The 15,945-nt window shown below is 43.4% G+C and carries 10 protein-coding genes and 2 riboswitches; of the genes, 3 read left to right on the top strand and 7 right to left on the bottom strand.

From position 1 onward, the window contains the following. Positions 1–112: 112 nt before the first annotated feature. Positions 113–206, bottom strand: a riboswitch (cyclic di-GMP riboswitch). 61 nt (positions 207–267) lie between these two features. From PWYN_RS16155 to PWYN_RS16120, 7 genes are all read right to left on the bottom strand, one after another. Beyond that, positions 268–1,326 carry a glycoside hydrolase family 43 protein gene (locus PWYN_RS16155; RefSeq protein ID WP_084146758.1) on the bottom strand — a complete coding sequence of 353 codons (1,059 nt, stop codon included), beginning with the start codon at positions 1,324–1,326 and terminating at the stop codon, positions 268–270. Between the two features lie 245 nt (positions 1,327–1,571). After that, positions 1,572–1,985, bottom strand: a complete 414-nt coding sequence (locus PWYN_RS16150; RefSeq protein WP_036654153.1) for a VOC family protein — start codon at positions 1,983–1,985, stop codon at positions 1,572–1,574. Between the two features lie 103 nt (positions 1,986–2,088). Continuing rightward, a complete protein-coding gene (locus PWYN_RS29270) occupies positions 2,089–3,369 on the bottom strand; it encodes an LPXTG cell wall anchor domain-containing protein (RefSeq protein ID WP_157261195.1) in 1,281 nt (426 codons plus the stop codon). Positions 3,370–3,396: 27 nt separating this feature from the next. Continuing rightward, positions 3,397–3,481, bottom strand: a riboswitch (cyclic di-GMP riboswitch). An 805-nt stretch (positions 3,482–4,286) separates the two neighbouring features. Then, positions 4,287–7,628, bottom strand: a complete 3,342-nt coding sequence (locus PWYN_RS16135; protein WP_036654148.1) for a GH36-type glycosyl hydrolase domain-containing protein — start codon at positions 7,626–7,628, stop codon at positions 4,287–4,289. Positions 7,629–7,674: 46 nt separating this feature from the next. Next, a complete protein-coding gene (locus PWYN_RS16130; RefSeq protein WP_036654144.1) occupies positions 7,675–8,448 on the bottom strand; it encodes an alpha/beta hydrolase in 774 nt (257 codons plus the stop codon). A gap of 297 nt (positions 8,449–8,745) precedes the next feature. Continuing rightward, positions 8,746–9,618, bottom strand: coding sequence for a carbohydrate ABC transporter permease (locus PWYN_RS16125; protein WP_036654141.1), 873 nt, complete (start codon positions 9,616–9,618; stop codon positions 8,746–8,748). 19 nt (positions 9,619–9,637) lie between these two features. Then, complete coding sequence (locus PWYN_RS16120) at positions 9,638–10,588, bottom strand: ABC transporter permease (RefSeq protein WP_036654140.1); 951 nt, start codon at positions 10,586–10,588, stop codon at positions 9,638–9,640. A gap of 142 nt (positions 10,589–10,730) precedes the next feature. Here PWYN_RS16120 and PWYN_RS16115 point away from each other — a divergent pair, with 142 nt between their 5' ends. The 3 genes from PWYN_RS16115 (at position 10,731) to PWYN_RS16105 (ending at position 15,945) form a co-directional block, all read left to right on the top strand. Then, the gene (locus PWYN_RS16115; RefSeq protein ID WP_052088034.1) at positions 10,731–12,572 is read left to right on the top strand and encodes a cache domain-containing sensor histidine kinase; all 1,842 of its coding nucleotides are present in this window, start codon (positions 10,731–10,733) and stop codon (positions 12,570–12,572) included. Next, complete coding sequence (locus tag PWYN_RS16110) at positions 12,550–14,160, top strand: response regulator transcription factor (protein WP_036654138.1); 1,611 nt, start codon at positions 12,550–12,552, stop codon at positions 14,158–14,160. The genes PWYN_RS16115 and PWYN_RS16110 overlap by 23 nt, the downstream gene beginning before the upstream one ends. Before the next feature lie 105 nt (positions 14,161–14,265). After that, positions 14,266–15,945, top strand: coding sequence for a type 2 periplasmic-binding domain-containing protein (locus PWYN_RS16105; protein WP_036654136.1), 1,680 nt, complete (start codon positions 14,266–14,268; stop codon positions 15,943–15,945).

Below are 15,945 nucleotides of genomic sequence, written 5' to 3'. Positions count from 1 at the left end.
ATATAATCTCCACCTCAAATGAATTTATGACTTTGTAGCGTTAGCATGTTGGAGAATATCAAAAAATCCAGCCCGGTTAGGAAGCTGGATTAATCACAATAAATCCGTCCTATGCGACAACCCGGCTATCGTAGCTTCTGATTAACAGAAGCCTTAGACCCGCGGTTTTGCGTCCTCACCTTTCGGCAAGTTTGCCTTTATCGTTTTGACTCTTCGTAAATTCATTCTATTATTAATGTACTCTTTTATCAATCTAATGTTTTAGTATTATTTCTCAACTCCTGGTCGTCCTAAATTCGGTATTCCGTTATCATCCCAGGTGAAGAATTGTGCCCAGGCATGGCGGTTCGCATCAAACAGCGGATCCCCTTGGATATCTTTGTAGGGACGTGCGTGGTAGATCAAAATATCCTTTTTACCGTCAGGCGTTGTAGTAAAACTATTGTGTCCGGGGCCGTATCTGCCGGTTTCAGGATTACTGAAGAAGATAGGTGCCTCTGATTTTGTCCAAGATTTTGGATTAAGCAGGTTACTCGAATCAGATGCTGTCAATAACCCCATTGCATAGTTATCATCTGTAGCACTGCCCGAATAGGTTATAAATACCTTGTCCTTATGCTTGATTACCGCTGCCCCTTCATTTACTTTGAAGCCAATTCTCTCCCACGGTTGATCTGGCTTGGATAGTAGAGTCTGCTGGCCTTTTAGAGTCCATGGGTTCTCAAGTTCCGCTATATATAAATTCGAGTTGCCTTCAATATCAAATGCTTTTTGTGCCCAAACCAGATACAAAATGTCATTAAATTCAAAAGTGGTGGCATCTAGAGAAAAAGATTCCCAGTTCGTTTTTAACTGACCCTTTTCGATCCATGTTCCTTCAAGCGGGTTAGCAGCATCATTCTCCAAGACATAAATTCGATGATCAAAGGGGGCATCTTCTCTGGCTGCTGCGAAATAGATATACCACTTCCCCTTATAAAAGTGAATTTCCGGTGCCCAAATATGCTTACTTCCCGGGCCGCTCTCCTGTTTGGTCCATACATCTGCTGTTTCAGCTTGTTCCAACTCATTCAGGGTCTTCGCTCGGCGCAGTTCAATACGGTCATATTCAGGAACAGAACCTGTGAAATAATAATAGCCGTCTGAATGCAAATATACCCAAGGATCAGCGCGCTGCTCCACTATTGGATTCCTAAAGTCAGATTGCCCTGCAGCTACTGAGGCATTGCTATTTAGTGTTGACTTCTTTCCTTCGGATTCCTCCGTGCAGCCCAGCAAAGATAAAATTAATATCAGTAGTAAGCTTTTACTCGCAAAACTTCTCATATAGATCCCCTTTTCCGCCAGTATTCTTAAAAGTAAGCGCTATCAACCCGTTCGTTGTATCTCCTCCATTTCTTTTGCATATATATAAATCGTTTCACACTTACTTAAAACAATTAACACTTTTATGATAAATTCCTTCTTTTTGTTTGTCAATCCAATTCCACAATTTCGGTTAAATAATCAAAGCAAAAAGGAAAGCAGTGAAATTACCGCCTCCCTTTGTAAAAGGTAACCCTTCGAGTTGTTTATTGCGTAGGCATCTTGCTAAGATCCATATACAACACATTCCAACGATGACCATCCAAATCTGCGAAACCCGCTCCGCACATCCAGCCTTGATCTGAGGGTTTGCTGTAGATCGTCCCCCCTGCCTGCTCCACTTTGCTGACCAGCTCATCTACTTCTTCTTTGCAATCTGCACCAATGGAGAACAAGACCTCTGATCCTAGCTGGGTATCTGCAATTTTGATACTTGTATATTTTTCAAATGTAGCTTCCGGAAATAGCATGACAATTACATTCTTTTCCCCAACAACCAAGCTAGCCATTTCATCGTTATTTGCATGGCGTGAATTGAGCGGGAAACCCAAAGCGGAGAAAAACTCTCTTGATTTGTTGACATCTTTCACTGGAAGGTTGATCCAAATATCTTTGGTCATAGTAAATCTCCTTTTTTAACATATTGGTTATTTCCCTTAACTAGGACATGAAAAAAAAGAAGTACAGAGATCTTTACTCTATACTTCTCCAATACCTGGACAATTATTTTCTTCTATTATTCGTCTTCCACTTTAAGCTCAATAGAAATCCTACTGCAATCAGTGCAAATCCCATCATATAGGTATTGATTGGACTAGATTCACCCGTTTGCGGTAAGCTGCCCAGAGGTGTTGGATCTTCCAATACCACCTGTTCTTCATCTATTACTTGTTCTTCAACTTTCACTTGATCAGGAGTATCCGTACCTTCTTCGGTGCCAGGGCCAAGAGGAATTGGGTCTTCAATGACTTCGACTGTTCCAGGACCCTGTGGAACCGGGTCTTCAATGACTTCGACTGTTCCAGGACCCTGTGGAACCGGATCTACAATGACTTCGACTGTTCCAGGACCCTGTGGAACCGGATCTACAATGACTTCGACTGTTCCAGGACCCTGTGGAACCGGATCTACAATGACTTCGACTGTTCCAGGACCTAAAGGAATCTGATCATCTACGATGATAATCGGCGATGGCGATGGTGATTGTGATGGTGATTCAGTTTCTGTTGTTGGCGATGGCGATGGCGATGGTGATGGTGATTCAGTTTCTGTTGTTGGCGATGGTGATTGTGATGGTGATTCAGTTTCTGTTGTTGGCGATGGTGATGGTGATGGTGATTCAGTTTCTGTTGTTGGCGATGGTGATGGTGATGGTGATTCAGTTTCTGTTGTTGGCGATGGTGATGGTGATGGTGATGGTGATTCAGTTTCTGTTGTTGGTGATGGTGATGGTGATGGCGATTCAGTTTCTGTTGTTGGCGATGGTGATGGTGATGGTGATTCAGTTTCTGTTGTTGGCGATGGCGATGGTGATGGTGATTCAGTTTCTGTTGTTGGCGATGGTGATGGTGATGGTGATGGTGATGGCGTTGGTGTTACACACTTTACGATCTCTATCATGCCACTCCAAAGCTCACCTGTTCCTGGGTGCCCGGTAATTTGATAAGCCTTGAACATATAATTCCCAACAATATTATTGGGATTGTATGATAACGTTTGTGTTATACCCGAATTAAGCGGACCAACCGTACCTGTCGCAATAATGGCTCCAGCTTTCGGGTTTCCGGTTGTAGCATAATACAATTCCCAAGTCACTTCTCCAATCATATTACCCGATCCATGATTTTGAACATCTGCTTTCACAATAGAACATTCTCCATTAGAAGTGGTAAATACAAGTGAAGATTTATCCCAGCTATCACCCTTATCCTTACCCCCTGCAAAAACGGGCGACCCAATACCCATAACTAACAAACACGCCAGTAAGACACTCAAAATCCTCATGTTATTATCTCCTCTCAGATACACTGCTTCTAAGAGGGCCGGTTACACTACCAGCTCCGTATAACCCAAGTGTCCAAGTAAAGGATTATACATCATCGCTTCCCTAATTTTCTTTCATTACAAAGATTTCGAGCATCATACCCCCTTTAGAAACTGAAGAACATCTCCGAATTGAATTTTCTACAAAATAACTCTTTTTTCGACATTTCGAGATAACAATAAAGGGATAAAACTTTTGCATCACACCTTTCGAGCAAGGTTTGCCTGCATGATAAAAGTCATATCCCAAATTAATTATATGAGCGATATTACCTATTCTTAATGTAAATCTATCGCTCTTTATCTATATCGTCAATATTTTTATTTTTAATTAATTTTTTTTACAATTCAATGATTTTAGTTTTAAATTTTTCCTCAGTTAGTAGAGTTAGATACGCTCCCGACCCTTGATGACACAGGTTTTTTCAATCTTTATATGACCGATATAACTCTAAACATAAGCTCTTTCTCTTCTTAATATCATTACCAAATAAACCATTTAATTAATCTATATCTTCAATTCCCCTAATCTAAAAAACTGATATCTAACAAATCCACAATAGTTTTACATGAAAAATTGCATAATGTTACTTTTTTGTTCACAAAGCCACAATCTTAACAACGTTTTTAAGTTTCATCTAAATCTAGTAATTGATTGGAGAATAAATCCTATATCCCACTTAAATTCGCCATTTTTCGAGCTATGGGGATGGATAGACTCCTGACCCATATGATGCTGCACATTAACCAAAACTCCAGACTTTCCCGTATGAGGTATAAAAGATAACAAAAAATACGGCATTTCTGCCGTTTTTTTGTTCATGATTAAAGTTATGCATAGATTTACTTCGAGACTATGGATCTATTTGCCAACAATCTTACTTATAGATTTCTATGATATTTGTAGTCGTTACACGTACACGCTCGAACTCTTCCCGGCCAATCCGTAATCCACCTTTGCGGTAGCGATTCGTTGTGGTCTCCGAGGCCATATCCTGACCGTTAATGCGAACTCGTGCTTCATCACTATTTAAATGATAGACAAATTGGACTGAAGCTCCCGCAAATTCGTAGTCAAAACGCAGTCCATCTAAGGTTTTCGGTAACACCGGGTCGAGGATCAAGTCGCCTGCCTCTTGGCGGATGCCCAGAGTATTCGTAATTAATTGATTCATATAGATCCCCGGACCGCTCGAATAAATTTTCCAGCCCCCTTTTACCGGCACCGTTCCGCTTCGCAACTCATCAAATCTCTCTTGTGCTTCGTAGCGTGTGTTGAACTTGCCATCGGAGCTGCTAAAGTATGCATTGCTTTGCCTCAGGTCAGCATTGGGAACAACATCCTGAATGCCAATAGGATTGATCTGCGCGAGTCCGCTCCACACTTCTTCACCTTTACCCAGCTTAGCCATGGCTTCAATATATCGAATATGTGCATGCACATATTGCAGTCCGATCTCTCGACCGAAATTTGCAGCTTGTTCCGCTCGTTTAAAGTGGGTGCTTACACCCCCTGCATACTCAGCAGGTCGATTCATCAGCCTTACACCGTCCGGGCAGAACAGTTTATCACGTATGATGTCATAATGTGCCGCCGCTTGTTCAGGTGTCAACAGCTCACTAATCATACTGCGTGTCATAGGCAGCAGCCTATAGTGGATACCTGTCTCTGTATCGCTTGGATGGACCATTAATTTCACCTGATCAGGATTCTCCATGTACAGAAAACCCGGTATAACTTCGGTCTGGAGCATGTAGCGGTTAAAATCCGAGCGGATTCCATCTGCTAGACTACGCAAATCAGCCGCTATAAGAGGATCGACAGCATTCATCATTTCCGAAAATTGATTAAAGCTCTGATAGGTTAACGCTACGGTCCAACTGCTGACCATATACTGCTTCAGTTGAGCATTTGCGGGCTGCAGGGTGTCATCCCAGTCGCCGTCTCCATAGGAAGAAAGATGTGTTCCCTCTAGGAAATGATCCTTGATATACGCTATTTCCTTTAGAGCATGATCTAATATAGTCGCCGTCTCCATCGAAAAATCAAAACCATGTTTGCTTGTATAAGGCACTTCCTCTTTCAATAGACTGTAATCACGGGTAACATTCAAATAATCACCAAGCACCTTCAACGGCCAAACAATAATGTCTCCGTGGCTTTCCTCCTGTTGGACCTTCGTATAGTTATCGAACATGAACCACTGCGGCCAGCTTCCATCCTCTTCATACTGATGCGAAAAGATGGTCAACAATATGGCACGTACCTGATTATATTGTTGCGTGGCCATGAAATATTCGACAGGTCCCTGACAGACATCACGCGTCCCCCATGCAGCTCCGCCGTATTGCTCCAATCCATGCGGCACTGAGTAATGGACAAGCATATTGTGGGTGTACCACCAGGCCAGGCTATTTACCTTAAACAGTTCAGCTTGATTCCCGTCCCCTGCGGTCAGATGGAAGCCCTTCATTACAGAGCTTAAAAAATGACGATAATGCTCTATCTCTTCCTCCGCTTTTCTCTCCACCATAGGCAGTTCTCCGCCATTCAGCAGACCTTGAAACACCATCGTCCAATCATTGCTTGCCGCAAGCTCCAATACAAGCAGCGAAACTTCACCCGGTTCAATATGACCTACCAGTTCACGTTCATCAGAGAGTGTCATTCTTGTTCCTGTAACATGAAGTCTGTACTCCAATTCTGGATACACATTTGCGCTTAATGATGCTCCGTCCGCATGAAAAGAGAGATATTCGCTATGAAGTCTTATTTTATAAGGAAGCTCGTATTCACTAACGTTCATCGTGATTTGATTAGTTACCAAGAAACGGTATGATCTGCCTTGTTCAGAACGTACATTCAATCGTACCTCCGGTGTGTCTACGGTTGTGAAGTTGGTGATAATCAGTAGATCATCCATGGTTTTATAGTACCAGCGTACATAGTTGAAGCCCATTTCGAACAGTGAAGGCATCGTTAACAGCCGATACTCACCATCAATCTCCACATAAATCCGCTGCCCCGAGGTTTTAGGTACATTCAGCGCGTTTCTCGCATTGGTTGTCATTTTATTAAAGTTTGTATTTCCTACAACCAGTTGGGAGTTAAAGATACCGTACATATACGAAGTGGTTGTGATTACCGGGTTCTTCAAGCTCACATTATCGCCGCTCATTAAAATATGTCCGTGCGGACGTTCCACTCGAAGCTCTTTTTCCTTTAAAACTACATGCTCATAACTCTCCGTGAAAAAAGATAGCAACGTACCCCCAACCACTTCCTCTTGATGGCGATTCGGGAACAAACGGTTAATTTCTTCTGTTGTTAAACTTTGCGTGTACAAGGGAACACCTATGGAAGGCAATTTAGATACCTGATCCATAGTTCTCCCCTCCTCGATGCCAAGTGCCTGAACAGCTTTATGGGCCTGCACAACTTCCTCACCATATTCCAGTGTGGTTATCGCAGCAGGATGATCTGCCTTAAATAATCCGTAGAATACGAATCTGGCTTCTCCTTCTAGCTGAACACGTTCTGATTGCAGGGCTGTATAGGCAAATTCATATTGATAGACCTCATTAGCCAACGAGTCTTGCGAGAGACAAAAGGGCTTATTGGTCTCTTTATAGGACAAGCCGTAGAATTGAAAACCATCCGTGGAATAAGAAGTCGCTTTAGTTAATGATCCCTGCTGGAGGTATGGAAAGGCTCCCGCTTGGGGTTGATTTTGCCGGGAACACACGACATAACCCTTACTTCTATCCTCAAAAACGGTATGATCGATATATTGGGATAAGTAAGCCTCGTTGCTGCTGACAGCTCCTGCATCTGCGATCCCGATATCTTGTCCGTATATCAAGTCTACTCGCGTATGATTTCCTGATAACTTCACATCCCAGAACCACATCGCCTGCTCCGTTGGGGTGAATATCACCTGATAACGAACATTTGCGACGAAGCCTTCATATACTAACCGTTGATCCAGCTTGCGGACACGGCTCTGAGATTGAACTCCCAGTAAAGGATAGGCATGAATTCCTTCTTCATCATGAACCCGCAGATATATATTGTTGAACGATCCGTCTATAGAATTGGACAACCATTGGTTAATCATCGTTGTCCCATAAGTAGCCTGATATAAGTCCCCGCTAGGCAAAAATCTAAAAGATAAGTTCCCTGCTGACAATGTAAGCAAATCCTCGTTCTTTAACACCATTTGTATCCACTCCTGCTCTCTCTATTGACCAATCAGTCCTCAGTATTCACTTCTCACCTGATAAGGGTAGCCAATCGATAATATCTTTTATCTTAGGGTCCCAATATTCCCAATTATGCTCGCCCTGTCCATCATGGTACGTCACTTCTAATCCTGAATCTAGCGCATGCTTTCTGAAGGTTTGGTTGTCTGTGTACAAAAAGTCTTCTGTTCCGCAGCATTGATAGAACATCGGCTTAATCCCGTTATATCCCTTCAACCTCGCCAATAAATAAAAAAGGTCATTGGGACTCCCTTCTATTTCAGACACATCACCAAAAATAGCGATCAACTCATTCGGTTGAAAATTGTTGGGACCGCTCATACGGCTGATAATATCCAAGCCTCCCGATAGACTTGCAACTGCTGCATACCGTTCTGGGAAGGTAAGTCCTAACTTGAATGCACCATACCCTCCCATAGACATCCCTGCCACAAAAGTATCCTCCCTGCGGTCCGAAATAGGGAATAAGGCACGTACTATAGTTGGTAATTCATCGCTTAGAAAAGTAAAGTAGGCTGACCCATACTTCATATCTGTATAGTAACTGCGCCCTACGCTTGGCATGACGACAGCAATTCCTTTCTCCTCCGCATACCTTTCAATAAATGAATGCCTGACCCAATCCGTATGATCCGCACTTAGCCCATGCAGCAGGTACAAGACTGGCAACTTACCCGTACCACTGACTTGAATTGCAGAATATTGGGGAATAAAGACGTTGATGCCTGTGGACAAACTTAAAATTTCTGAATAAAACTGACATTGGATAAAAGCCAAATCCTCTACCTCCAAATATGTTGTATAAACGGCTCTTACTTGAAATAGCCTATTCGGACCAGCAGACCGACCTTTCGGCCAATTAGAGGGAAAAGTGCCCGCTAATATCGACTGAAACGCCTTTATTTTGAGATTAAAGGGAAAATACCCCTTTAAATCTTGCCCTTTCTCCCTCTAAAGGCCCTATCCTCAAAATTAGCGGGCGAAATTCCCTCTAATGGCCCAAATAGGGCATCGGGTGCAAGAATAGAGGGAGAAATCCCCTCTATTGGTGTGTGAAAGGCTTTCAACAAAATCTCACTCTTTCACAGCGCCAACCACAATCCCGGTTACAAAATAACGCTGCAAGAAAGGATAGACCAGCAGAATCGGCAGGGCACTGATGAAGATCTGTGAAGCCCGAATGGTGCGTTGAGATAGATTAGCAACCGCTGACGGGTCCAGCTTAGACATATCTGCCTGAACGATAATTGTCTGCATGAAAGTCGCCAATGGAAGCTTATCTGAATCCCGAATGTAGATGATACCGTCGAAATATGCATTCCAATGCCCCACCATAATGAATAAGGAGACTGTCGCGATTACTGGCAGGGATATCGGCAAATATATACTGAAGAAAGTTCGGAACTGGCCTGCTCCATCAATAAAGGCGGCTTCCTCCAAATCTTTTGGCACCGTACGGAAGAAATTCAGGAGCAAAATGATGTTGAAGACGGCGACCAATCCAGGCAGAATCAATGCCATCAAAGAGTTCATCAGTCCCAGCTTCAAAATAAGGATGTAGCCCGGGATCAAGCCGCCGCTGAACAGCATGGTGATCACAAAATACCAGAGGTAGATATTACGGGCTCGAAAGACACGTGATTCTTTGGAGAGTGCATAAGCAGCAATGGTGTTAACAACCAAAGCAAGTCCCGTCCCGATAACGGTTCGCTGCACCGATACCCATAGGGAAGTCAGGAAATTGACATTATTAAACGTCTTTGTATACGCCTCAAAGGTAAAACCTATAGGCCAAAAAGTAACTAATCCCGCATTGGCAGGAGCGGTTGAACTGAGCGATACCATCAGTAAGTGATACATAGGAAGCAAACAAAGAATGGAAACAACCGTCAAAAATACATTGTTGATTACACTAAATGTCCGATAGGAGAGTGTTTTGTGGTACATAAGTTGTCATCCTTCCTTTCTAGAAAATTCTGTACCCGGCAAATCTATATGCGAGTCTGTAAGAAATAACAATTAGAACTAAACTGATCACTGATTTGAATAGATTGACAGCGGTAGCAAAACTGAACTGACCACTTAGGAGACCTTCTCTGTAGACGAATGTATCAATGATATCTCCTTGTTGATAAATCAGCGGGCTATATAGATTGAACACCTGATCAAAGTTCGCATTCAGTACATTGCCCAGTGCCAAAGTAGCAACAACGATAGCGATTGGGATCAAGGAAGGAATGGTTATATACATCGTTTGCTTCCAGCGTCCTGCTCCATCGACCTCGGCAGCTTCATAAAGTGACGGATTAATTCCAGATAATGCGGCTAAAAAGATGATCGTATTGAATCCAAATTCCTTCCAGACATCACTGAAAATGACCGTAAACCGGAACCAATTGCCGTCCCCCAGAAAGAAAATCGGCTTGATGCCAAACGTACTGGATAGGAACTGGTTGATCAGCCCGGTCTGGGCAAGAATATCAATCAGTATTCCGGACAGGGTAACCCAGGATAAAAAGTGAGGCAGGTATACAAGCGTCTGGATGGTTCTTTTAAGCGCCATCTTCCTGACCTCATTCAGTAATAAAGCGAAGAAAAACGGAATGATCAAGTTCATGACCATCTTGGAGCAAGCAAAAAACAGAGTATTTAGAGTAATCTGTATAAAATAGTCGTTTTCCCACATGTATTGAAAATGCTTCAGCCCGACCCAGGGAGAATTGGCTATCCCGAGTGCAGGCTTATAATCCTGAAACGCCATAATGACACCCGACATGGGAATATACGAGAAAATAAAAACCAATATAGCGGCTGGCAGCACCATAAAGTGAAGCATCCATGGTTGCTTATAGCCTTTTTTTCTGTTTATGCGCGGGGTTTTCCCTTGTTTCACCTGCTGTGCAAGTTTAGCTTCCATAGCCCTCTCCCATTCCAAAAAATAGTTTTGTGTGTAATGTGAATCTCTGATATAAATAGTATCAAGCATTTCTGAGCTTTGACTATATAACATTGTTAGGGTTGAATAGGGTTTTATTAGGGGCAGCGTCTGGAGGAGACAAATGATGAATTTTACGAGGTGGTTTCCATTTTACAATGGCAAGCCTTGGTCTGGGTTTAGCCTTTTTGCCAAAATGAACAGCTTGATTATAGTGTTATTTATTCCAATTATTATCCTGTATACGTATTCAAACGACGTCACATACAAGGTGGTAAGCAAGGAACTGCTGAAGTCCAACACCAAACAGCTTACCTTTTTATCCAGTCAAATTGATTCGCGAATTCAGCAAATGATGGATTTCAGCCTTACCTTTTCAAGTGATCCGAATGTCAGGAAATTCAACGGGTTTAACCTCTGGGAGGATCGGTATGATCGGATGCAGACCCGTTATATTATCCAGGAAAAGATGCTCCTTCAATCTGGAGTGACGGATATATGGCCCACCAGATATGCTGTACACTCCGAGCAAAACAAGGATGTCATCTCTAACTACAGTAAATCAGGCGGCTATGATGAGAATGTTTTAAAACGAAATATGAGCGGGAAATGGACTTACGGAGATGGTGGAACGGATTCTCATGACGAACTAAAGGCCTTTTATTGGTTTTATACCGATTCTTTAGCGCAGCCGGGAATGTGGACGGGCAGCAATCTGGTGATTGAAGCTAGCTTCAGCTATGAGAATATTCAGAATATGTTGGATTCCTACAAAGCGGGTGGACAAGGCGACCCATTCTTTTATCACAAAGGAGATACTCCGATCCTAAATCGCAGCGCGGACAAACAGATATCTACTGAATTTGTTCGTTATTTGGATGAGCACCCACCGGAAAACACAACACAGAATGTAGTTAAGCTAGGCGGGGAAAGTTATTTGGTCAGCTCCGTTAAATCCACCAATTTGGATTGGCATCTGGTTGATGTTGTTCCCCTTGATCAGATTCTGGAGCCGATTTCCTTCAGTCGTAATCTATTCTATTTATCTATGTTTCTGCTGTTTGTTGTCGGAATTTCCGCATCTATTCTGCTGTACAGAAATGTTCAGCGCCCCATCAAAAAGCTTATTCACGGCTTGCGGCGCGTACAGCGGGGAGATTATTCGGTAAGACTCCACACAAAGGACCGTAATGAGTTTTCATTCGTGTTCTATCGGTTCAATGACATGTCACATCAAATCCAAGACCTGATAGAGAATGTGTTCAATGAAAAAATCCGAGCACGAGAAGCGACTCTGAAGCAGCTACAAGCCCAAATCAATCCTCATTTTCTCTATAACTGCCTAGGTTATATTATCAATATGGCCCAGATGAAGGATGAGGAAGCCGTCGTATCCATGGCCTATAATTTAAGTGCTTATTACCGCTATACCACCCGGATGGAACGGGAAACAGCTACCCTTGACGAGGAAATCCGTCTGCTCATTAATTATCTGGATATTCAAAAGCTTCGTAATGGCAGAATTGAGTATCATATCGATATTTCCGAGGAAATGAAGACTCAGTACGTACCACGATTAATGCTGCAACCCATTGTTGAGAACTCTGTCATTCATGGAGTTGGAAAGTCTTATACTTCAGGAGAAATCAGGATCAGCGGCGAAATAGCAGATGGATTCTGCAGGATATACATCGATGACGATGGGCAGGGATTGAACCCCGAACAGGAAGATGCATTAAATCGTAAAATGCAGGAACCGTTACAGGAAGAGATGGGTTGCGGACTCTGGAATACAAATCAGCGGATCATACACCAATTCGGAAATCATTCTTCTCTACATTTCAAGAAGTCCCCGCTGGGTGGGCTCCGGACGGAGGTCGTCTGGGAGATTCCTGCTGGACAAGACCCGTACAATTACCCAAGCCAACAAGGAGACAACCAACATGCAAATGATCATAGTAGATGATGAAGCTCATTGGGTAGACAATCTATCCATGAATAAACCCTGGCACACACTGGGAATTGAACAGGTACACAAGGCCTATTCCGCAACTGAAGCGTTACAGATTATCGATACACACCCTATTGATATTGTTATATCCGATGTTCAAATGCCTGAAATGACTGGCTTAGAGCTAATCGAACGGATACGGGTCCATGATAAAAGAATAAAGTGCATTATCTTATCCGGTCATTCTGATTTTGAATTTGCCAAAAAAGCGGTTCAGCATAAAGCTGTGGACTATCTGCTTAAGCCACCAACGGATCAAGAATTATTCGGCGCTGTCAAAACAGCCATCGATCAACTGAATACAGAATGGGAACTCATCAGTTCTCTGGAACGCACCCAATATACCCTTCGGGAGAACCTCCCTCTTCTCCGCGGTCAGCTGCTGCTTGACGCCCTTCAGGGGCAGCGCCTTTCAGCCGACGAATGGGATCGTAAATTGGGCAATTATGAATTGCCGTTCAGCTATGGAGAGTGCTCGTTAATGCTTGTAAGGTTGGAGGAAGAGTTCGGACAGTATAAAAACAACGGACAACCGTTGATAGAATATGCAATCATTAATATGGCCGAGGAGATTCTAGGCGAGTTCATGGAGGTCTGGGGCGTTAAGGAGGAGCATGGGTACCTCGTATTTTTGCTTCAGTTCAAGGGCAAAGGAACGGATATTCCAAAAGAAACCATTCTGGAAAAGCTGTCGTCACAGCTCCAGTATAAGGTCAAACAGTTCCTGAAAGGCTCCATCTCCATTGTAATTACAGAGTGGTTCCGGTTTCCGGAGCAGCTTCAAGATCGTTTTCGTCAGGCTTCTGCCTATTTCCGGCAGATTGTAGGGGACGAACGAGAATTTGTTATGCGTGTTCATGATTTGGAAACCCCCACGGCTCTGGGACCTTTGGACGCACTCTATTCCCCTCCCTCGTTCATAAATCTGCTGGAAGCTGGGCACTGGGATGCGGCTGAAGCCAAGCTGATGACCGTCTTCACGGAGTTGGATGACCAATGGCCCGAATCCTGGGAGCACTGCATGGAAGCCGGGTTTTTAATTTCTGCTTCCTACACGCATCTCGCCCACACCAACGGTCATACTCTGAGCAAATTGCTTGGGACAGATATGGAGCCGTTGCAGAATGGGGAAGCTTTTGCTACCATCAGCAAGCTGCGGAAGTGGTCGATTGGCGCTCTTGGTAAGCTGAAAGAAGGTACCTCCAATGAAGTGAAGGACATCCGTTCTGTGTACGTGAAGAAAATTCAAGAGTTTACGGACAGAAACTTGCATCTTGACGTTTCTTTACGAGTACTCGCCGACCATGTCAATCTGCATCCGACTCACTTATCCAAAATTTATAAGATCGAAACCGGAGAAGGAATAAGCGAATATATCTCCCGTCTGCGCATGGAACGGGCTTGCCATAAGCTGAAAACCACAGCCAAAAAGGTGTATGAAATCGGTATGGAGATTGGGTATATGGATCCAGCTTACTTCATCAAAGTCTTCAAGCGACAGTTCGGAGTCACCCCGCAGGAATATCGGGACGGGAATAAATAGCATGATAGAGTCCTATCAAAACTAACAAACTCATATAGATGCTCTCCCCCAAAGGTTGATAAAGTTACAGATGTAAAGATCATACACAGTAGGGGGAATTGAAAAATGGTCAAGATTAAAAAGTTAGGATTGTTCCTCGTCATCATGGCACTCATCACGATCACTGCTTGCAGCGGAACAACAAACAACAACGCACCTAAAGACAATGCCGCTACAAATGGCGCCACTGCTTCCGAAGCCGAAACGGCCTTCGCCAACGGTAAATATGATCCGCCGATTGAGATCAGTGCTGTACTAATGCCGAAGAAATATGTTCAAGGCGACACGAAGGAAAATAACGTTCACGATCGCTGGATGTTGGAAACCTTAGGTATCAAACATAAAGATACCTGGTACCCAGCCAATGACGATCAGTATAAACAAAAGCTTCAATTGGCTATCGCCTCAGGTGAGAAGCTGCCTGATTTCGTATCTGTACCTACTAACCCGGTTTTAACCAATCAATTGATTGATTCCGGCCAATTCATTGCCATTGACGAACTATTTGATAAATACGCCAACCAAATTCTTAAGGACCACTCGGCCCAGCATCCTGAATTATGGTACCCATTCACAAGAGACGGCAAAAAATACAACATGCCGATCATGGAATACACGGACAATGACGATACGTTGTTATGGTTCCGGGAAGATTGGATGGAAAAGCTGAATCTTGAAGCTCCTAAAACCATCGCCGATCTAGAGAATATTATGGACAAATTCAAGAACCAGAACCCTGACGGATTGGCTCCTAAAGATGTATTTCCACTTGCGATTTCGTTAAAAAATAATACGAATACCTGGATGGGTTCATTGGATTGGCTGTTCGGGGCTTACGGCACTATTCAGGAACAATGGAATAAAGATGCCGATGGTAATCTCGAATATGGTTCCATTAATCCTGGGGCTAAACAAGCTCTTGCAAAGCTGAGTGAATGGATGGATAAAGGATATATTCACACAGACTCCGCTTTGTGGGATGAAGGAAAATCTGCAGAGAGCTGGACCAAAGGAGCCGCAGGTATTTTGCCGGGAGCAAACTGGGTTCCTGACTGGCCGGCACCCGATCTGATTAAGAATGTGAAAGGTGCGAAGATTAAAGCTTATCCCGTTCCAGCTGGACCTGATGGACTCATCGGAACCAAATGGCAAAACTCCGGGGTAAATGCGAGTATCATGATTAATAAGGATGCTAAGCACCCGGAAGCTATCTTCTTGTATTACAACTATTTGCTCGACAACTTGGCTAACCCGGCGGTAGGCAGTGAGTTTGAATATGGATTTGCCAAGGGTTACGATTGGGACATCATTGATGGAAAACCGACCAGTGACAAAGAGAAAATCAAAGATTTCTCGAATGAGTTTCCGTTCTTAACGGGCCCGGCTCGTATCCCTAATCTTTATATGAAAACACTGGTTAAGCTTGCCGATGGCCAAGCACCGGAGACTCCTTATGAGAAACAAATGGCTGAATTCCGCAAACCGGAAAACTGGGCGGCTGCCAAAGTCGTTATGTCACAATTAGACATCCGTAAACAGAATTATTTCACGGGTGCTGCGACAGCAACTATGATTTCCAAGTGGAACCTTCTGCGTCAATCGGAGATGGAAACCTTCAACAAAATCATTTATGGCAATTTGCCTATTGAAGCTTTTGACGAGTTTGTTGCCAACTGGAAAACGAATGGCGGCGAGCAAATCACAAAGGAAGTTAATGATTGGTTCAAGTCTGTGTCTGCTAAATAA

Source organism: Paenibacillus wynnii, from assembly GCF_000757885.1.
GTDB classification, from domain to species: domain Bacteria; phylum Bacillota; class Bacilli; order Paenibacillales; family Paenibacillaceae; genus Paenibacillus_AQ; species Paenibacillus_AQ wynnii.
The sequence above is the reverse complement of the archived record's forward strand: the minus strand, read 5'-3'. Positions and strand labels throughout refer to the sequence as shown.

Coding starts and splice junctions, on each gene's coding strand:
- PWYN_RS16155 (WP_084146758.1), bottom strand. CDS start 1,326: ATGAGAAGTTTTGCGAGTAAAAGCTTACTACTGATATTAATTTTATCT.
- PWYN_RS16150 (WP_036654153.1), bottom strand. CDS start 1,985: ATGACCAAAGATATTTGGATCAACCTTCCAGTGAAAGATGTCAACAAA.
- PWYN_RS29270 (WP_157261195.1), bottom strand. CDS start 3,369: ATGAGGATTTTGAGTGTCTTACTGGCGTGTTTGTTAGTTATGGGTATT.
- PWYN_RS16135 (WP_036654148.1), bottom strand. CDS start 7,628: ATGGTGTTAAAGAACGAGGATTTGCTTACATTGTCAGCAGGGAACTTA.
- PWYN_RS16125 (WP_036654141.1), bottom strand. CDS start 9,618: ATGTACCACAAAACACTCTCCTATCGGACATTTAGTGTAATCAACAAT.
- PWYN_RS16120 (WP_036654140.1), bottom strand. CDS start 10,588: ATGGAAGCTAAACTTGCACAGCAGGTGAAACAAGGGAAAACCCCGCGC.
- PWYN_RS16115 (WP_052088034.1), top strand. CDS start 10,731: ATGATGAATTTTACGAGGTGGTTTCCATTTTACAATGGCAAGCCTTGG.
- PWYN_RS16110 (WP_036654138.1), top strand. CDS start 12,550: ATGCAAATGATCATAGTAGATGATGAAGCTCATTGGGTAGACAATCTA.
- PWYN_RS16105 (WP_036654136.1), top strand. CDS start 14,266: ATGGTCAAGATTAAAAAGTTAGGATTGTTCCTCGTCATCATGGCACTC.